Origin of the sequence: Mesorhizobium sp. 2RAF45, assembly GCF_052115225.1 — a bacterium.
Lineage (GTDB): Bacteria > Pseudomonadota > Alphaproteobacteria > Rhizobiales > Rhizobiaceae > Mesorhizobium > Mesorhizobium jarvisii.
Map to the genome: position 1 here is coordinate 12,985 of NZ_JBFRGG010000016.1, position 17,088 is coordinate 30,072.

Sequence of the window (17,088 nt, forward strand, 5' to 3'; positions counted from 1 at the left end):
GAATTCTTGATCTGATCCTTCTGGCTAGGTTGTTCGATATGGCGCCCCCAAGTTAGCTGGCCGCGCGTAGCCGTCGAGATTGAACGAAGGCCTTTAGATCGTTGGAACCCAGCGCCTGCCCGAAGGCATAGCCTTGCAGTATATCGCAGCCCAAGCCCTTGAGTACACGTGCGTGGTCCATCGTCTCAACGCCTTCCGCTACGATCTCAATGCCCAAYGACTGGCCGATTTCGATGATCGACGAGACGACCTGCCTTCGTTTCGCCGATGCCACAATTGGGATGACCAGTTGCCGATCTATTTTCAGCCGGCGAGGCTGCAGTTTAAGCAGGCTGACTATGGAGGCATAGCCGGTACCAAAATCATCGATTTCTATATCAATGCCAAGCTCCTTGATCCGATCGACATTCCAACTCACCAGATCATCGTCTCCATCAAGGAAAATGGACTCTACTAGCTCAAATGAAACTGTGCCGTTCTTTATTTGGAGTTCTTCTAAGCTCTCGATAAGTCCTTCATCTTGGAGGCGCCGTGCGGAAACGTTAACCGATACACGTGGTATATGAAGATCCGCGGCAGACCATTCTTCAAAATCTGAAAGTGCTTGGTTCAGTATGGATCGATCGATCGTCGAGACGACATTTAGTTCCTCTGCAATCCTGAGGAAGACATCTGGCGCTAGAATACCCTTATTTGGGTGCCTCCATCGCGCAAGCGCCTCGACACCGACAATTTCTAGCGTCTTTGCGTCAAATTGAGGCTGGTAGAAGGCTATAAACTCATTGCGCTCGAGGCCGCCGAGAATTTCGTCGGCGATCCGCTTTGAATCGACGATTTCGCTTTGCATCATCTCTGTAAAGAATTCGTGTCGATTGCGCCCACGCCTCTTTGCCCGGTAAAGCGCGATATCCGCGTTCACCAACAGTTGCTTGGCTTCGATGTGTTTCGCGCTGTCGACTGCTATTCCCACGCTAACACCAAAACGACACCTATGGCCTTGGTAGTAGACGGGTTCGCGCATCTGGCTAATTATCCCCTCTGCCAACTGCGCCAGTTGTTTGATATTGTTACCTATCGCGCACAGGATAACGAATTCGTCACCTCCGATCCGCGCGACGAACGCCCGATTATCGACCTTGGATTGCAGGACGGTAGAGGCGTGTACCAACATCGCGTCACCCGCGGCGTGGCCAAGCGTATCGTTGATGTGCTTAAACCGATCCAGATCGATGTGAAGCAGGGCCGCACAGCCGCCATCGCGCCGTGCGTTTGCCGCGTACTCCTCCAACATCTGGTCGAGGTAACGGCGGTTAGGCAGACCAGTCAGCGAATCGTGAAGCGCAATATGCTCTATGCGCGCCTTGGCCGCCTCGAGTTCCGCATTTTTCGAGTCGGACAGCTGTTTTGCGCGAACCAGATCGCTGTTCAGCAGAACGTCGGCTGTCACGTCCCATTCCGCACCAATCATTTTGGGCGTCTCGGTTGGGGCCTGGTATATGGTCGCCTTCGATCTAACATGGCGAATCTCGCCATCAGGACGAACAATACGGTACTCCGACGAATAGGATCCACCGCTGGCGACAGCACTGTCGAAGTCCGCGTGGGCGCCTGCCAAATCCACAGGGTGAATCGCGCCCGCCCAATCAGTGTAGCCGCGGCTCCCTCCATCGCAGGGTTTGCCGTATATTTCATTGACCCGGGCGTCCCACGAGAGATCGTTGGTTGCGAGATTATGCTCCCAAACCCCGATGCCCGATGCCTCCAGTGCGAGTTCGAGGCGCCGCGACAAGCGCCGCAATTCCGCATAATTGCGTTGTCTTTCGCCAAGCAGACGGCCTGTTGCCCAAAACGGAATCACAATCAGGGCTCCGGCTGCAGCCATGATAGCGCGCAAGAACCAGGCGTTGCTCGGAGTCGATCGCCAACCCTTCTTGGGGATAGCCGCGATCTGCCACGAACCGGACGGAAGGAGAACCTCAGCTGTCACGGGATTCTTCTTACGTATGTCAGGATCGCCGAAGAACTGAACTCCACTTGGACCAAGAGCGTCCTTGCCAATTAGGGCCACGTCAATCCCGAGATCATCGTCAAACAGCCCGCTCGCCTCGTAAAGGCGCTGCAGATCGACAACTGCGGAAATGATGCCCCAGAATCGTTCAGTATCGCCCGCACTCGGCACAAAAACTGGAAATCGGCCGATTAAGGCCTTGCCTCCTTGCTTCAGGTCAAGGGGGCCAGCAAGAACAAGCTTGCGTTCGTCACGCGCCCGTAGCGCCGCCTCACTCTGCCGTTCATCCTGCCGGTAATCGAGGCCCATCGCCCTTTCGTTTCCCTTCATTGGGTACATCAGGGAAATGACCAGATCGGGCGCGCCGGCAATGTTACGCAGTTGCGATCCCTCGCGAAACAGGTTGCTCGCGAGTGTAGCGAAGCGTTGCTGCCCCATATATGGCTCAGTTACGACCGCAGCGACCAACCCGCGCACGAGTTGAAGGTTTGCGCTAATATTCCTTTCAAGCTTGGCGCGGACAAGATTGACCTTAACCAGGACATCGGCACGGTTGGCTTGATCCGATAACGTCGTGTTCTGATGGTCCGCATATGCCGCGCAGATGGCGATAACCAAAATTGCCATTGCGGCCGGAATATTTGCCGACGAAAAAGCGGCCCGCTTTACATCTCCAAACCTAAAGCCGAAAAGAGCCAATAAGGTGAACTCCCTTGGAATTCAGGTGCTTGGATGGACACGACGGCCGAACATTAGCGTTCATTAATTAATTTTGACCTTCATGATCTGCAAAACTTTGCAGTTTCTACCTCTCTGGTTGGCTTACACGAGCAGCAGAACAGCTAGTGGATTGATTCCAACGTTTGGTGCCCGCGCCTGACGGCAGCGATGATTTCGTCGGGAGTCGGCCTTCCAGATGAAGGGCCTCGGCTCTTGGTTGTGCTCCGTGGTGAAGCGGTTGATGGCGGCCTGGAGATCGACGACGGAGTGGAAGACGCCGTATTTCAGGCGGCGGCGCGTGAGTTTGGCGAAGAAGCCCTCGACGGCGTTGAGCCAGGAGCACGATGTTGGCACGAAATGGAAGGTCCATCGTGGGTGTCTGGCCAGCCAGGCGAGGACCTTGGGCTGCTTGTGGGTGGCGTAGTTGTCGAGAATGACGTGGGCGGCCTTGGTGGCCGGGAGTTCGGCCTCGACTGCGTTGAGGAAGCGGATGAACTCCTGGTGCCTGTGGCGCTGCATGTTGCGCCCGATGACCGAGCCATCAAGCACGTTGAGCGCGGCAAACAGGGTGGTGGCGCCGTGGCGCTTGTAGTCGTGCGTCATCGTGCCGCCACGGCCAGGCTTCAGGGGCAGCCCCGGCAGGGTGCGGTCAAGCGCCTGGATCTGGCTTTTCTCGTCGACCGACAGAACGATGGCATGGGCGGGTGGGGAGACGTAGAACCCAACCACGTCGTGCAGCTTTTCGGCGAAGGCCTTGTCATTGGACAGCTTGAAGCGACGCCAGCGATGTGGCGCAAGACCGTGGTCGTGCCAGATCTTCACAACCGAAGACGCCGCGATGCCGACCGCTTTGGCCATTGCACGGACGGTCCAGTGCGTCGCTTCGTGATCGGGCGGCTCCAGCGTCAGCGCCACGACCTTGTCGACCACCCCCGGCTTCAGAGGCGCAATGCCAGGCGGCCGAGTCTTGTCGCGCAGCAGGCCATCGACACCTTCGGCCATGAAACGCTCCTGCCAGCGCCATACACAGGTCTTGGATTTGGTCGTCACCGCCATGATCGCCACGATGCCCAGACCATCGGCGGTCAGCAGGATGATCCGCGCACGCCAGACATGCTTCTGGGGCGAACTTCGCGCTAAAACGATCGCCTCAAGCCGCGTCCTATCCCGATGCCGTTACGTCGATGCCGATACCTGTGCGCATCCCGGCAGCCTCGCGTGCCACGCTCCAGGGTGGAATCCCTGCGGGACTCCTTTGTCTCGATCAATCCACTAGGTGGTCCCTGGGCGTCGTCTCGATGTCCATTATCCGCAAGTTGAGAGAATCACCCTGGTACGGCCAATCTGGCGACCCACATGCCCGCTTGGCGGTGCCAGACGCTCCCGCCTCGGGGCGCGGCGCATCCTCGGGCGCCTGCAGCGCCACACACGCCAAAGCACGCCAGCTGGCTGAACAAGATAGAAATCGAGGTCTGGTGCTGCCATGGGTGTCGATCGCCGTATCGAAAGCCGCAATGCCTCCTTGCCGTTGTTGCAACCTACGAAATGCAAGTGCCGCCCGCATCAATTGGATGTTCTTTACAGAGGGAGTCAGAGGCCTACCCCGATTTGTTAGTGTGCCTCGGAGACCGTCGGAGCAACAAGAAATGGGGTCATACCGACGCTCCTCTTGGTCGCGCCTATGGAGTAGGCCATCGGGATCTTGGGAGTGTCCTCTGGCAAGCGGTACATATTGGCGCCTGCCCTCACCGCGAACGAAAAGTGCTGCCACGATACTCTGTCGTGTTCATTTAGAAAGTCGAGCGTCAGCCCAGCTGAAATTAGCGCATTTACTACGTCACTAATTGGGTGGATCCACTCATAATAGCGGGAATGTTTCAGAATGCGTTCGTCGCCGGTATAGGTTAGATCCTCATTCCAGGCGAGCGGCCTAGCTATCGGCGTTCGCCAGTCGTGTTTGAACTCCAGCGCTGCAGCCTTGCGATCACACTGGAACATTAGTGGGTGGCCCTCTGCCATGTAGAGACGCCCGCCCGGTCGCAGAAGAGCGCTAACAATCCGCGCCCAGCGGAACACGTCGTCCAACCAATTTACCGACCCCCAGGTAACGTACGCGATATCAAATTTCCTGCCTAGCGCTTCGACAGCCTCGAATAGTGGCGCTTCCACGAAGCGTACATCCGTGCCCGCTTTCGCAGCGAAATCCCGCGCAGCCGCGATCGCTGTCGGCGAGAAGTCGAGACCGGTAACGCTGCCCGCACCAAGATGCTTCAGGCTGATTGTGTCCAGCCCGATATGACACTGCAAATGGATAATGTCCTTGCCGACAATATCACCAACCTCGCCCGTTTCCAGTTCGTAGAGGTTGGACCCGCCAGCCAGGACATTTTCGATCTGATAGCTGCCGGTAGAATCGGTCGAATGGATTTCGGCTCGATCATCCCAATTAAGACGGTTCGCACCCAAATACGGTTCCAATCAAACCTCCTGTTCACGCCGTGGCTACGGTGTGGTAAATAAATCCTTAAAGTAATCCTTGCAGCGAAAGGCCCTGGCGTCAATGGAGGGAGGCTGCTCCACCCTAGCTGGCTATTGAAAGTTGCCGACCGTATCGGCACTAACCCCGCCGTGTGTGGATTTTTGATCGTGAGTTCGTGGGCTTGCCGAAAAGCCACCGCACTGGCCTCCGCCACGCCGCAGCCTGGTCGTCCTTTTGCAGTTGCTAAATAGGCGGCAGAGGATTCACCTTAGTCATTTCCCAGTCGCTGCGACTTCTTGCTCGCAATTGGTGCCGCGGCCCACCCTGTCGTCGAGCCTACACATCGCCCGCAAGTGCCAGTAATTTTGCACTCTCAGCATAGGTGTCGCCGGCCAGCAAGCGGCGCTGACGGGTTGCGGCCATAGATGAATGGCATCGCAACCAAAATACCCCCTCCGAGCATCGCTACGATCGTCAATTTGGCGGCCCAGACCTTGGCTGATTCACTGGGAGTTGCAGCAACAAATTCTGAAGATCGGAAATCGCGAATGGCTTGGCAAGAACAGGACTGCCAACGTAGGCAGGATCAAGTCCTTGCGAGCCGTAACCGGTCGCGAAAACGAAAGATATGCCGCGCTCTTTGAGGACGTCAGCGATGGGATAGCTAGGCTGACCGTCCAGGTTGACATCGACAATCGCAAGATCAAATGCCCCCGTCCGGGCAAGGTCAAGACCCTGCTGCATGCGCGATGCCACAGCAGCGACTTCATGTCCCATTTCTGTCAACATGTCTTCGACCAGAAAAGCAACCATCGCCTCATCTTCAATCACAAGAACGCGAAGTTTCGTGGCTAGATGGCCCATGAATTCGATCCTCATTACAAGCGGCAAGAACGATTATACCATCGGCAAGCTGATTTCGCAGACGACCCCGGCGGGGTGGAACGAGAGCGCTACCTCTGCATTGAATTCGCTATGCAATGCACGCGCCAGAAGACGGCTGCCAAAACCTTTATGGCTCGGCGATCGGACCTCTGGTCCGCCGCTCTCTTCCCAATGCAGTGCAAGCTGTTGCTCTGGATCTGACCCAAGAACGTCCCATCGGATCTCGATGCGTCCCTCCTCGTTTGCCAAAGCACCGTATTGGGAGTTCGTTGCGCTCCCGCCGAGATGGGAGGTTGGCATCATGGACCAGCCAGGGATGGCGGTATCGGCTTTTGACTGCGAGATCCTTCGCAGGGCATTCATAAGACTCGTCATTGAAGACAACATTCCCAAGGCCAAGTGGCGAACGCTCGCCGCCGAATTCTTTAGCGACCTCTGCGTGGTCATGGACGCGCTGCCAGAGCCGCTCGCGCATTTCCCGGTTCCAGGTGATGAACGCCGACCCGACATAGCGCCCCGTGCCTCGCTCTGCCATCAGGGCAAAGGATGGTTTGCCCGCCTCGCGCTCCACACCGAGCAGTTCGAATTCGTCGATACGCCTTGATCTTCAGCCAGGCCGTCGAGTTGCCGCTCCGATACTTACAGTCTTTGCGCTTCGAAACCATGCTTTCACCCGGCCTTGTCGACCAGTTCGAAGATCGCCTTCGCATCGCGGGGGAGCGCATCGCTGAATTGGATGCGAAGGCCGGGCGGAATTATCGCGTAAAGCCCAGCGCGGCGGTCTTTGAGCGGCATATCGCGAAGACGCAACTCACCGAAGTTCGACAAGCCCGCATCTTTCAAGACTATGATTTCGCCGTCGACGATCGCACTTTCCGCGCCGAGGGCGCAAGGCACACCACAGCTTTCGCTAGTCCCGCTATGCCCCCAAATGAAAAGTCCGCTACGGTCAGGCGGGACTTTTGTGGATGGCTTTGATTTTGATTGCATCGCCTTTTTAGGAAGCCCTAATATCATCGCATTGGAATCGGCATTCTGGGAGGACGTGTCATGCCTAAGGTTTCGGATCTTTTCTTTAAGACGGCCGTCGTTTGGCTCATTCTGGGCATTACCGCTGGCTTGCAGATGGCGATTTCGGGCGACCACGGCGCCTTTCCGGCGCATGCACATATCAATCTGCTCGGATGGGTCACAAGCGCAATCTTCGGCGGCTACTACGCCCTTAACCCGGCTAAGGCAGAGCGGAAACTCGCAATGGTCCACTACGGCCTCTACAACGTCGGCTTGGTGGTGATGTTGCCGGCCCTGTATTTGATGCTGCAAGGCAATACCGCTCTTGAGCCGGTCGTCGCGGTCGGCTCGCTAATCGTGGCAGCTGCGGTGCTGCTTTTCGCCTTCATGGTTTTCTCAAGTGCCAGCGTGCGCTCGGCGTCTGAGTTATCGCCGGCCACGCGCTGAACCGGCCGCTTAGCGAAGACAAGCTCGCCACCCGCGACGCAGCGGGCCGTCGAAGCATAGCGCCGCTCAGGATTTCTTGTCGCCGTTTCCTTGTCGGAACGAGGATGGACAGGTGTTTTCTTCGCATCCGTTTTCAGTGGCGGATCTTTGGTCACTTATAGAACCAGCGATCCCGACTAGGCGCACTAGCGTTAAGGGTTAGGCCCAATAGGAGACCTAATGCGGCGCCGAGAATGAAGACCGTCGACACCGTACCCGGATTGTCTTGGACGGCACCGGAGACGGATTGAGCCCCGGTCCGGAGCGCCTGGGCTGTACGTCCTGCGCGATCGGTTGCGCTGTCATACCAGCCGGCTGCTTCCTCGACGACGTCTTGTGCGCGCTCGGACAGCGATCGATTGATCTTGTTGATCTCGCGCTTCAGCTGCGCAACCTGCTTCTCCAAGGCTTCCTGAGCTTCGCGCTGCGTCGGTTTCGGTGCGGCGGCTTCTTTCTGTTCGTCGGCCATGTGTCTCAACCTCCTTATTTCAGTTCTTAACGGTTAGCCGCTGCGTAAGGTTCCTGTTCAGCGAAACAGCCCGCCACTGTGAGGCAGCTGGCACCCGGAGGTGCAACAAAGGCCGTAGATCCGCGTTCGTCCAAAGGAGCCTCGAAAATGGACCCGGCAACCTCAGCAGTGATGATTCTGCTTTCGTGCAGCCCAATTGACGCTCTTGTCTGCAAACCGATTGAAATGCCGCCTGCGATATTTGCATCGCTTGACCAACTTGGGTGGCGTTCGGAGCGCGATTGGGCAGACGGTGATAAGTGGGGGACTTGTCGGTTCCGTGTACTACGGATCCCGCAGCTGGCCAATATACGGTTCCTAAACTGGCATCCGGTCGTGTGTTTGGGGCGTATTAGCTATAGTCTTTATCTGCTCAACGACCTTTGGTTGTTTGTCGCTTGGTCGATCTCGGCCCCTCTCGGTGTATACCCGATGTATCCCCTATTGACCGGTCTTGCCGTTGGAAGCGTCGTGTTCCTGGTAACAGTCCGCTGGCTGCATTCTCCGAGCGCGTTTTCGAGCGGGTTGGCCATTTGGCTGGGGCGGAGGCTTACGTTGGGATCATCTACGCCAGCGCTCGATCATGCTGCGTCAGCGGTATCCGCCTGAAGCTCGTCCTGCCGGTATGATGCATCCGACGATTGCAGGCTCCCGGGCCGAGATCGTCCTTTAGTGGGCTTCCAGCGCTCGCGGCTTCAGCATCGCCGGGCCTCACAACCTCTGGACGCTTGGCGGCTCTGCTGTCATCACCTTGTCTCAACGATCCGCCTCAAACCAAGTCGTGCTGCCGTCTGGTGCGTTACCCTGATCCATTCGCCAATGTCAGGCTCTTCGCCGTGCGGGATCGTTACTGGTCCCCACGTCTTTGCTGCCGTAACAGAATTTTCGGCCTGAACCTCGGCTCGCTCTACCGCTTTGCCGTTACGCATCAACTCGACGGCGAAACTCTCCTAGTCCGTGCACCTCCGCGACCCTATCGCCCCAAGTCTTGCCAAGAAGAACTTACGACTGCGGTCGTGAGCAATCCGCTAAGGTCAACGGCCCTGTGGTGCGGATGCCGAGCTTTCTATCGGTCGGCAGCACGACCGTCCTAGCCCTCAGAGGGTGTATCGACGGAGTGCCTTCATCAGTGCGTCTTCATCGCTTGGCGTATAGCCCTGACGTTTGGGGACGCGGTGTCCTAACGCCATTCTCAAATCGCTTATTGCCATTTCGCTAAGATTTGCATGCGCCAAGTCGCACGCGGGACGCTCGGCGGCATGGCGCGCGGAACACGCCGCTTGGGATCAAGTTCGACGCCTGACGCCCCGGCCAATGATCGTGGTTTCGCCAATGAACTCTACGCCGCCCGCCTCAAGTGCTTGCTGAAGTGCGGAAACGGTACTCCTGTGAGGGCCGGTTGTTGCTCCACGGTCAAGATTGGCCACGCATGTAACAGAGACTCCCGCGGCCTCTGAGAGTTCCTTTTGTGTCCACCCCAAGATGGTGCGAGCACTGCGGATTTGTTGTGGCGTAACCATTCGAATGGCCCCTCGTAAGGTCGTCCAGAGTTTCGACAACGCTAGAACTTTCGATTCGTCTAAAATGTTCCGGAGCTATTTTAGCTTAGTCTAATGAATTGYCGGGCGTGGGTCAGGGCATGCGTTTAAAGTTCGTCGAGCCTGCGATGCCAAACGATGTGGAGAAGCCTCCAGAGGGTGCGCTGACGTCGCTTTTCTTTCATTCCGGCCATAGATGCCCTGATCAACTCGATTGCGAGGAGCGACTAAGAGAACAGATAAGCCCGTCACGGTGAGGCAGCGAGCGCGCGCGGAGCGTCGCGGCGCGAGCCTCGCCCATGAATCGGTCAGAGTCGCCGAACGCCTCTCGGAAACTGGGCCAGACAACGACCAAGATACCTAGCCCTACAAGATGTAGCGAGCGCATAGCGAGGTCTGGTCGCTCATCGGCTTGTTCGCAGGGCAGCGAGAGCGGTCTTGACGAAGTTTATTGGTGGTCTGAAGCTGGTAGAGGCCACGATACTGCATAAGCTCAGGTCTGGCGGAGTGAGTAAAGAATCGCTTCAAATTTGCTGATGTGCATAGCGCGAATGGCCCGCTCTAGGTTGACGGAATACCGGCCTCGGCAGGAGGGTGTTATCAAACTAGCTGCAGCCATCCTTCTTGCCACAGCGGCTATGATCGGCGTAGCCGTCGCAGACGAGGACGACGATTATATCGACTGCGTGCTCAATACGGCGGCAAAGATCATGAAAACGAAAGTGATCAAGGATCCAGCCGAGGCGCTCCAGGAAGCACGTAAAAAGTGCGAACCTCCACCGCGCATAACCTAGGCTCGACTAGCGCTGGGCCTCTGAGTTCGCCTCACCGAGAGCGCGCAATTCAATCTACCAGGTTCCCGGACGGACGGGACGGATTGTTATTGTGCACTGCAGCAACGATATTGCTGCATTTGCGTTGTGCACGACCGTGCCATTCCGGCGCACAAGGACACCGACTTGCGAAATATATCGGATACGATCGCTCGCCTGAGCGCGATGCACGCGCGGTCAGCAGCCGGTTCCGGGGAACGGAACGACGCTCACTTGTCCGAAATTACAGGGTTCGGGTCCAATCCCGGCGCATTGCGCGCACGGCTTTATCTTCCGAAGACCCTGGCCCGGCAGGCGGCGCTGGTCGTCGTGCTGCATGGCTGCACCCAGAACGCGGCCAGCTATGATCATGGCGCGGGCTGGAGCGAGCTCGCCGCCGAGCATGGTTTTGCTGTGCTTTTTCCCGAGCAGCAGCGCGCCAACAACCCCAATCTTTGCTTCAACTGGTTTGTGCCAGGCGATATCAGGCGCGACAGCGGCGAGGCCCTGTCCATCCGCCACATGATCGAGTCGGTAGTCGTTACGCACGGGCTCGATCGCAAGAGGATCTTTGTCACCGGCCTGTCCGCCGGCGGCGCCATGGCGGCGGTGATGCTGGCGGACTATCCGGAACTGTTTGCCGGCGGCGCGATCATTGCCGGGCTTGCCTATGGCACTGCCTCGACCATCCCCGAAGCCTTCGACCGTATGCGCGGCCATGGCGGTCCGTCCCGAACCGATCTCCAGCGCCTGCTGCGGGCCGCCTCGCCGCACAAGGGGCCGTGGCCGCGACTTTCGCTGTGGCAGGGCTCGGCCGACGCGACCGTCGTGCCAGCCAATGCGGACGCGGTCCTGGCGCAGTGGCAAGGCGTGCACAACCTCGGCGAAAAGCCAACACGCATAGAGAAGATCAACGGCCAGACGCGGAAAGTCTGGAGCGACAGCAACGGGCGCGACGTGGTCGAGGCGTTCACCATTGCCGGGATGGGGCATGGAACGCCACTGCAAACTGGCGGCGGCGATGGTCTGGGCAAAGCAGGGCCTTTCATGCTGGATGTTGGGATTTCCTCGACACGCCACATCGCCCGCTTCTGGGAATTGACGAAGCCCGACGTGCGAGGCAAAGCCAGCGAGGTCACTTCAGCTCCCGCATTGCAGTCCTTTGCACCAACGGAAAAATCGCGGCCAGCCCGTATCGATCCCACGCCGGAGCGAGCCAATGCGCGTAGCGCGGCGAACGGGATTTCCAAGGTCATCGAAGATGCTCTGCGCGCGGCGGGGTTGATGCGCTGAATTGTTGTGGCGGAGCTTTTTGTGGCCTTGTCAAGGCCGTGTCTGGACCCTGCTGAACGAAGCGCCCACCATCGATATCTCGGGCGCAATTGCCGTCTTTCAACGACAACAGACTGTCGCACGACTCATATAGGATAGGCGAATGATAATGGGAAATCAGCGCTATCGGTTCGTGCCACCCGGAGGGAAAAATGCCTCTCCAATCTTGATTGTCGGCGTGCAGGACTATTCATCGGGCCAGCAAAAGAAGGTCCATGCCTGGCGGTTTGAGGTGCCGGCGACTTATCAAGATGCCCTACCTGATGGGACCGAATGTGATTCATACGCCGCAGCATGCGGTCACTTAGCGCGGCTGTATTTTGATGGAGATGTAGCAAAGACGTTAGGCTCAATACGGCCATGAGCAATCTCGATCGCCCGCGCGACGCGATCGGGCCTTGGCCCATTCTTGGCCGACGCCCCTGAAGCTGGTCCGCCACGCCTTCGCCGCCACCTTCTATCATACGCGGCCACGGCCTCCGATCCCGGCTTCGGTGCACCAGCTTCGGGTTCAAAAGTGAGAAGGTGGCGAAGGTGTCCGGGGATGATCTCGATGGTCTGCCTGACTTGGTCGAATGGATGCCGAAAGCCACAATGAGGATATCGGGAGTGCCGACCGGCTTGCCCTCGACCTCGATCCCGGGGAAGGCGTTCCGTGGAAGTGGTGATCGAGGCCGCGCTTTTGCTCCGCAGCATCTTGGAAGCGGCTGGCTTGGAGAGTTGGCCGAAGGTCACCGGCGGGGCAACTTGCGAGATCGCTGGCTCAATGCCTCGTGGATGCCGATCCCAACCGATAAAGCTGTCAGAGGCCGCGCAGCCCGAAAAAGCCGTATCTTTCTTGACTATCTTCCTAACGGCCGAGGCAAAACCCGCCGTTGGGGGCTTTTTCCCCGCGAGCGCGGCCGGCTTCCCCATTGCCCATCCTGTCACTTGGGGCCAGGCTGAACGAGGCATCCGGCCAGATGCCTTGGATCTCGCCCATCCCTTCAGAGCCAGCGGCCGAAGGGCGGCATAGTCCGAGCCGATTGCCCTGATCCAGCGCCTATGAACGGAGGCGCGAACCTCGGGCGGACATGGTCGTTGCCGCCGAGATCTCAGGTCGCGCGGCCAGCGCCGTCGAAATCACGGTCGCGGAGATTCAAAGAGCATGGGAAGGTGGCGACACCCGGCCTCGTCGACAATCAAACCCTCTAGGGCTGCAATGGGAAGCTTGCTCTTTGTCCGTAACCGGATATTCGCCGCGAGCTTGTGAACCGGCACGGGTGTCATGCCGGGGTTCTGATCCAACTGCCTATCGATCTCGGCCAGCACTTCTGCATCGACGGCGTGAGGCAATGGCAACATGAGCGCTCTCCCTTCACAAAGACCGCGTGTTTGAGGGCGGATTCGCCGGGTAGGGCTCACACAAGCAGGGATAAGACCTCGCTGGTGCGTGCCATCAGAGACAAATATAGGGTGCTACCCTCGATGAGTCTCGGCCTGACGCCTGTACGGTTTTTACCAAAGGCGTCAGAGAGAGCAGGGCGGGTTAAGCTCGTTCCAGCCGCTCAGTTCGAGCGGTGAGACCCGGCTCGTGTTCACCCCTCAAAGAACACTAGTCGGGCCGACTTGCGTTTGGTGACGAGGCCGGGTGCGTATCGTCACAGCGTCCGACCTGGCCGTCTTCGCACTCCAATGCCATGCGGGCCCGACACAGGGAACGGCGCAAGCAATCCAGCAGGACTTCGTCGGCTGTTGAGGGTAGACCTGCGCGCCGGGCGCGCTCGACGATCCTGTCCTGCAACGAGTCGGCGTTTTCATAATGGCCCACGATCGCAGTCAAGAATTCCAGGTGGGAGGTGTGCGACGTTTCGCCCAGGTAACGCCGCCGTTCTCCAAAGGTCATGGCGATGCCGGCTCACCAACCAACCGCGCGTACTCGGCCTCGGGCTGGCCATATGAGCCGTTCGCCAAACAGATGAGGCCATCTCGGTCGCGGACAACAACCTCGCCACGATTGGACCGGATGAGGCCGCGGCCCTCCAGCACTTGAAGCGCCACCGTCACGCCAGGCCGCCGCACACCCAGCATGACCGACAGGAACTCATGGGTCACCGGCAGCCGGTCGCCCGCTATGCGGTCGTCGCACATGACCAGCCATCTCGCCAACCGGACCTCAAGCTTCAGCCTGGCATTGGCCAGGGCGGTATAGCTGGTCTGGACGTGGGCGTAATGGACGTAGCGCAGCAGAAAGAGCCGCAGGGTGGGCCTGTCCGAGAGCGCCTGCGCGAATGGCGTTGCGTCCATGCCGAGGACCTCCGCCTCCACCTGGATGTAGCAATCGTGCGGGGACCGGTCGCACCCCATGACCAGTGCCGAGCCGGTCATACCCTCGAAGACCGATGACGCGAATTTCGGCGTCGAGTTCTGGCCGTAGCTTCGCCACCACCGAGCCGATACCCGCCTCAAAGAAATAGACGGTCTCAATCGGGGTGTTTGCGGTTTCGAGTTGCGTCCTGAGCAGGAGACGTTCCTTGCGCAGGTGCGGCTTGAGCAAGGCCAGGTCTGCCGTACTCATGAGCCGCAGCAGCAGGTTCCTGTAGGGGCATTCCGGCTCGTCATGTGGCGATTGCCACACCCGGTCATTTTGATGGAGAATACGGATCGCTGAGGTGTGGGAACTGCCCATGGCTTCCTCCGGCTTGGGGTGGAAGCATGTTGGTCGCTCACAGCCAGCGATGCCCTTGCGTTGATCGCTGATGCGGGGACAGTACACCGAATGGGCCGAAGAGTCCGGAAAAGATTAATCCAGCCACTGACGGCGTGCCGGTTGCCCGGCATGAGCGAAACCCGAGAGGGAGGGCTAGCTGGCGTTGGGGCAGTGCCGGTGGTTTTTCCGATTTGGAGGAATCACTTTGTGCCCGGCGGCCACGTAACCGATCACCAGATGAGGCTCTACATGAAGTTCCGTCAGACCAATTCGACAGCCGTCGCGGCGGCAAAGGCGTCGATCAGCACAGCCACGGCCTATCGCATCGAGAAGTATTCGAAGCTGCCCTCGCAGAAGAAGGCGCCGCGGGAACGACGCCGTGCCGATCCGCTTGCCGATATTTTTCAGACCGAGGTCATGCCGATGCTGCAAGCGGCGCCCGGCATTCGCGCGATAGCTATCTTCGAGGAGATGCTGCGCCGCCACCCCGATCTGGGCAACGGCATTCGCCGCACGCTGGAGCGGCGCGTCCGCTCCTGGCGCGCCGTCCACGGCGCGGAGCAGGAGGTCATCTTCCGACAGGTGCATGAGCCCGGCCGCCTCGGCCTGTCGGATTTCACCGACATGGGCAAAGCCGGCATCACGATCGCCGGCCAGCCGCTCGACCACCGGCTCTATCATTTCCGGCTCGCCTATTCCGGCTTCGAGCATGCTCATGTCGTGCTCGGCGGCGAGAGCTTCGTCGCCCTGGCGGAAGGCCTGCAGAACGCGCTGTGGTCTCTCGGCGGGGCTCCCCGCGAGCATCGCAGCGACAGCCTCTCGGCGGCATTCCGCAACCTGGACAAGGACGCCTGGGAGGACCTGACGCGCCGCTACGACGAACTGTGCGGCCACTACGGCATGACCCCTTCCCGCAACAATCGCGGCATCGCGCATGAGAACGGCTCCATCCATGTCGGCGATGCTGTCGGCGGCGTTCTCGAGCTCGTTGGCGAAGGATGTTCGGGGCATGGCTCCCATCCTGAAGACAACAGCGGAATAATACACAGCAATTCAATTGAACTCTGCCAGTTTTGAGACATAAGCGAGTAAAAAGCGTATGCTCGCCCGGCGTGCTGCCATCCGAGGAAGCCGTCCTTGGCCTCTATGGCTCCGAACCGATCCACGAAGGCGAAGCTCTGGCTAAGGCGATCATTGAGAAGTCGAGCGTCTGACGAAGCACATTCCGAGCGTTCGATTGCGGATGCATGTTCCTCGAGGCTGGGTAGCGCCTAGCGGCAGAGATCGATTACGCCGAACCCGAAGAACTGACAATGCCCGCGATGCGGATAGCGACGGTCTTGATCAGATCCGATCTCGTCAGCCCCATTTCTACTGCGATGTCAGACAGCGTATCCTGAACGCCAGGATCGAGATCGATGCCGCCGGTGTTTCGGATTACCAGCGCGGCGCGTCGCAGCATGATTTGAAGATCAGCGCGGGGAACGTCTGCGATGCGGTCGGACGCCTGCTGCAATTATCGGCGAAGGTTCGAGTGGGTCATTAGTGCCTTCCTCCCAAGAGATATTGATCGCCGTCGGCCCGATGCCCGCGACAGAACCAAAGTGATCGTGCGAAGCCGAACGGCGCGCGCATGCCACATCCAACGTGCTCGCAAGTGTGGTTCTGAATTCGCTGGCTTTCGCGCAACGGAGCTACCATGCCTCGGCAAGTCTGGCTGGTTCATCGCTCATAGGGGATTGATCGGCCCGACCAATGCGGGATGGTCGTTGGGCTGCTTGTTAATGAGGGTCGAGTTGACGTCGCGGCCAACGCGATTGAACTGCAGTTGTCCGTCGATGTCGTGGCTGAGAATGTCTTTCAGGTGGTCCTTGGGCGTAGCCGGGTCCAGCCACGCATTTCCCTGACAAAGCGCGGTAAGAGGCACCTCCTTCTCGGCGGCTCGCAAAAGGAATCCCTCTTTTCGCCCCAATCCTGAAGGCACCTGGTGCTTTTCCGTCTTCAACCGCACGAGGGTTAGATCGTGGAAAATAACTATGTGTCGCAAAAATTTGCAAGTTCCATAAGATAGATTACGCGACTTTCACCAGTAAAAAGTGAATATTTCTCAACATTGCTAAATTTTCGTCGCGCTTAACGCAAGTCCTATATGTGCTTATCAGAGGATACGCCGGCTCGATAGCAGCACTACGGGCAAATGAAGTTTTGGTTCGTAGATGGATTACTTAATATCAATTTTAGACGCGGTGACGCCAATCTGCGAGCTCTTCTATATGAGGCCGCGACCGCGATCTTGACGCGCACTTATGCGGAAAGTGAATTGCGAGCCTGGGGGTTCAAACTTCGTGAGAAACTCGGGTCAAGCGGGCCGCTGTCGCCGTCGCCCGGAAGCTGGCGGTCATCATGCATGCCATGCTGAAATCAGGTGAACTGTTCAGTCGGACGACCCCTACAGCATAAATTTTTACCGTCGATTGCGCCGAGACGTCCCTGCCGGGACGTGAGCTGGCCCATTCCGAGAACAGGCGTTGCACCGTCAAGCCATCTTGACGCGTGCGCTTCATACAGTGGAAGGGCCGTTCCGTGGAGACCCATCATGCAGCGACATCATATCGACTGC

The 17,088-nt window shown here is 58.4% G+C and carries 13 protein-coding genes and 3 pseudogenes; 6 read left to right on the forward strand and 10 right to left on the reverse strand.

The features are described from left to right. Positions 1-52: 52 nt before the first annotated feature. The 4 genes and pseudogenes from AB4Z43_RS28575 to AB4Z43_RS28590 form a co-directional block, all read right to left on the reverse strand. The gene (locus tag AB4Z43_RS28575; RefSeq protein ID WP_441940147.1) at positions 53-2,635 is read right to left on the reverse strand and encodes an EAL domain-containing protein; all 2,583 of its coding nucleotides are present in this window, start codon (positions 2,633-2,635) and stop codon (positions 53-55) included. Positions 2,636-2,850: 215 nt separating this feature from the next. Then, positions 2,851-3,932, reverse strand: a pseudogene (locus AB4Z43_RS28580) (IS630 family transposase). 407 nt (positions 3,933-4,339) lie between these two features. Then, positions 4,340-5,206, reverse strand: a complete 867-nt coding sequence (locus tag AB4Z43_RS28585) for a class I SAM-dependent methyltransferase (RefSeq protein WP_441939948.1) — start codon at positions 5,204-5,206, stop codon at positions 4,340-4,342. 475 nt (positions 5,207-5,681) lie between these two features. Then, positions 5,682-6,071 (reverse strand): response regulator, encoded by a 390-nt coding sequence (locus AB4Z43_RS28590; RefSeq protein WP_441939950.1) that lies wholly within the window; start codon positions 6,069-6,071, stop codon positions 5,682-5,684. Between the two features lie 322 nt (positions 6,072-6,393). Here AB4Z43_RS28590 and AB4Z43_RS28595 point away from each other — a divergent pair, with 322 nt between their 5' ends. The 3 genes from AB4Z43_RS28595 to AB4Z43_RS28605 all read left to right on the forward strand — a co-directional run bounded on the left by AB4Z43_RS28595 (position 6,394) and on the right by AB4Z43_RS28605 (position 7,550). Then, positions 6,394-6,696 (forward strand): hypothetical protein, encoded by a 303-nt coding sequence (locus AB4Z43_RS28595; RefSeq protein WP_441939952.1) that lies wholly within the window; start codon positions 6,394-6,396, stop codon positions 6,694-6,696. Next, a complete protein-coding gene (locus AB4Z43_RS28600; protein WP_441939954.1) occupies positions 6,693-7,070 on the forward strand; it encodes a hypothetical protein in 378 nt (125 codons plus the stop codon). The genes AB4Z43_RS28595 and AB4Z43_RS28600 overlap by 4 nt, the downstream gene beginning before the upstream one ends. Before the next feature lie 72 nt (positions 7,071-7,142). Then, the gene (locus AB4Z43_RS28605) at positions 7,143-7,550 is read left to right on the forward strand and encodes a hypothetical protein (RefSeq protein WP_441939956.1); all 408 of its coding nucleotides are present in this window, start codon (positions 7,143-7,145) and stop codon (positions 7,548-7,550) included. 151 nt (positions 7,551-7,701) lie between these two features. Here the strand turns inward: AB4Z43_RS28605 and AB4Z43_RS28610 are convergent, their stop codons facing one another. Together AB4Z43_RS28610 and AB4Z43_RS28615 are read right to left on the reverse strand one after the other, a co-directional pair. Continuing rightward, positions 7,702-8,058 carry a hypothetical protein gene (locus AB4Z43_RS28610; protein ID WP_441939958.1) on the reverse strand — a complete coding sequence of 119 codons (357 nt, stop codon included), beginning with the start codon at positions 8,056-8,058 and terminating at the stop codon, positions 7,702-7,704. A gap of 1,325 nt (positions 8,059-9,383) precedes the next feature. Further along, positions 9,384-9,617 carry a helix-turn-helix domain-containing protein gene (locus AB4Z43_RS28615; protein WP_441939959.1) on the reverse strand — a complete coding sequence of 78 codons (234 nt, stop codon included), beginning with the start codon at positions 9,615-9,617 and terminating at the stop codon, positions 9,384-9,386. A 977-nt stretch (positions 9,618-10,594) separates the two neighbouring features. Here AB4Z43_RS28615 and AB4Z43_RS28620 point away from each other — a divergent pair. Next, complete coding sequence (locus tag AB4Z43_RS28620) at positions 10,595-11,740, forward strand: extracellular catalytic domain type 1 short-chain-length polyhydroxyalkanoate depolymerase (protein WP_441939961.1); 1,146 nt, start codon at positions 10,595-10,597, stop codon at positions 11,738-11,740. Positions 11,741-12,901: 1,161 nt separating this feature from the next. On the opposite strand, the gene AB4Z43_RS28625 is transcribed toward AB4Z43_RS28620, so the two are convergent. Next, on the reverse strand, positions 12,902-13,123 hold the full coding sequence (locus tag AB4Z43_RS28625; RefSeq protein ID WP_441939963.1) for a hypothetical protein: 222 nt from the start codon (positions 13,121-13,123) through the stop codon (positions 12,902-12,904). A gap of 537 nt (positions 13,124-13,660) precedes the next feature. Further along, positions 13,661-14,146, reverse strand: a complete 486-nt coding sequence (locus tag AB4Z43_RS28630) for a Crp/Fnr family transcriptional regulator (protein WP_441939964.1) — start codon at positions 14,144-14,146, stop codon at positions 13,661-13,663. Between the two features lie 529 nt (positions 14,147-14,675). Here AB4Z43_RS28630 and istA point away from each other — a divergent pair. After that, positions 14,676-15,419, forward strand: a pseudogene (istA, locus tag AB4Z43_RS28635) (IS21 family transposase); the annotation flags it as partial. Between the two features lie 337 nt (positions 15,420-15,756). On the opposite strand, the gene AB4Z43_RS28640 reads toward istA, so the two are convergent. Both AB4Z43_RS28640 and AB4Z43_RS28645 read right to left on the reverse strand, forming a co-directional pair. Then, entirely contained in the window at positions 15,757-15,930 is a 174-nt protein-coding gene (locus tag AB4Z43_RS28640; protein WP_441939966.1) for a hypothetical protein, read from the reverse strand. 267 nt (positions 15,931-16,197) lie between these two features. Next, entirely contained in the window at positions 16,198-16,479 is a 282-nt protein-coding gene (locus AB4Z43_RS28645) for a hypothetical protein (protein ID WP_441939968.1), read from the reverse strand. Between the two features lie 228 nt (positions 16,480-16,707). Between AB4Z43_RS28645 and AB4Z43_RS28650 the strand changes: the two are divergent. Continuing rightward, positions 16,708-16,928: pseudogene (locus tag AB4Z43_RS28650) on the forward strand (IS110 family transposase); the annotation flags it as partial. Between the last annotated feature and the right edge of the window lie 160 nt (positions 16,929-17,088).

Excerpts from the sequence above, each read along its gene's own strand:
- AB4Z43_RS28595 (WP_441939952.1), top strand. The coding sequence starts at position 6,394 with ATGGACCAGCCAGGGATGGCGGTATCGGCTTTTGACTGCGAGATCCTT.
- AB4Z43_RS28625 (WP_441939963.1), bottom strand. The coding sequence starts at position 13,123 with ATGTTGCCATTGCCTCACGCCGTCGATGCAGAAGTGCTGGCCGAGATC.
- AB4Z43_RS28605 (WP_441939956.1), top strand. The coding sequence starts at position 7,143 with ATGCCTAAGGTTTCGGATCTTTTCTTTAAGACGGCCGTCGTTTGGCTC.
- AB4Z43_RS28615 (WP_441939959.1), bottom strand. The coding sequence starts at position 9,617 with ATGGTTACGCCACAACAAATCCGCAGTGCTCGCACCATCTTGGGGTGG.
- AB4Z43_RS28590 (WP_441939950.1), bottom strand. The coding sequence starts at position 6,071 with ATGGGCCATCTAGCCACGAAACTTCGCGTTCTTGTGATTGAAGATGAG.
- AB4Z43_RS28640 (WP_441939966.1), bottom strand. The coding sequence starts at position 15,930 with ATGCTGCGACGCGCCGCGCTGGTAATCCGAAACACCGGCGGCATCGAT.
- AB4Z43_RS28630 (WP_441939964.1), bottom strand. The coding sequence starts at position 14,146 with ATGACCGGCTCGGCACTGGTCATGGGGTGCGACCGGTCCCCGCACGAT.
- AB4Z43_RS28610 (WP_441939958.1), bottom strand. The coding sequence starts at position 8,058 with ATGGCCGACGAACAGAAAGAAGCCGCCGCACCGAAACCGACGCAGCGC.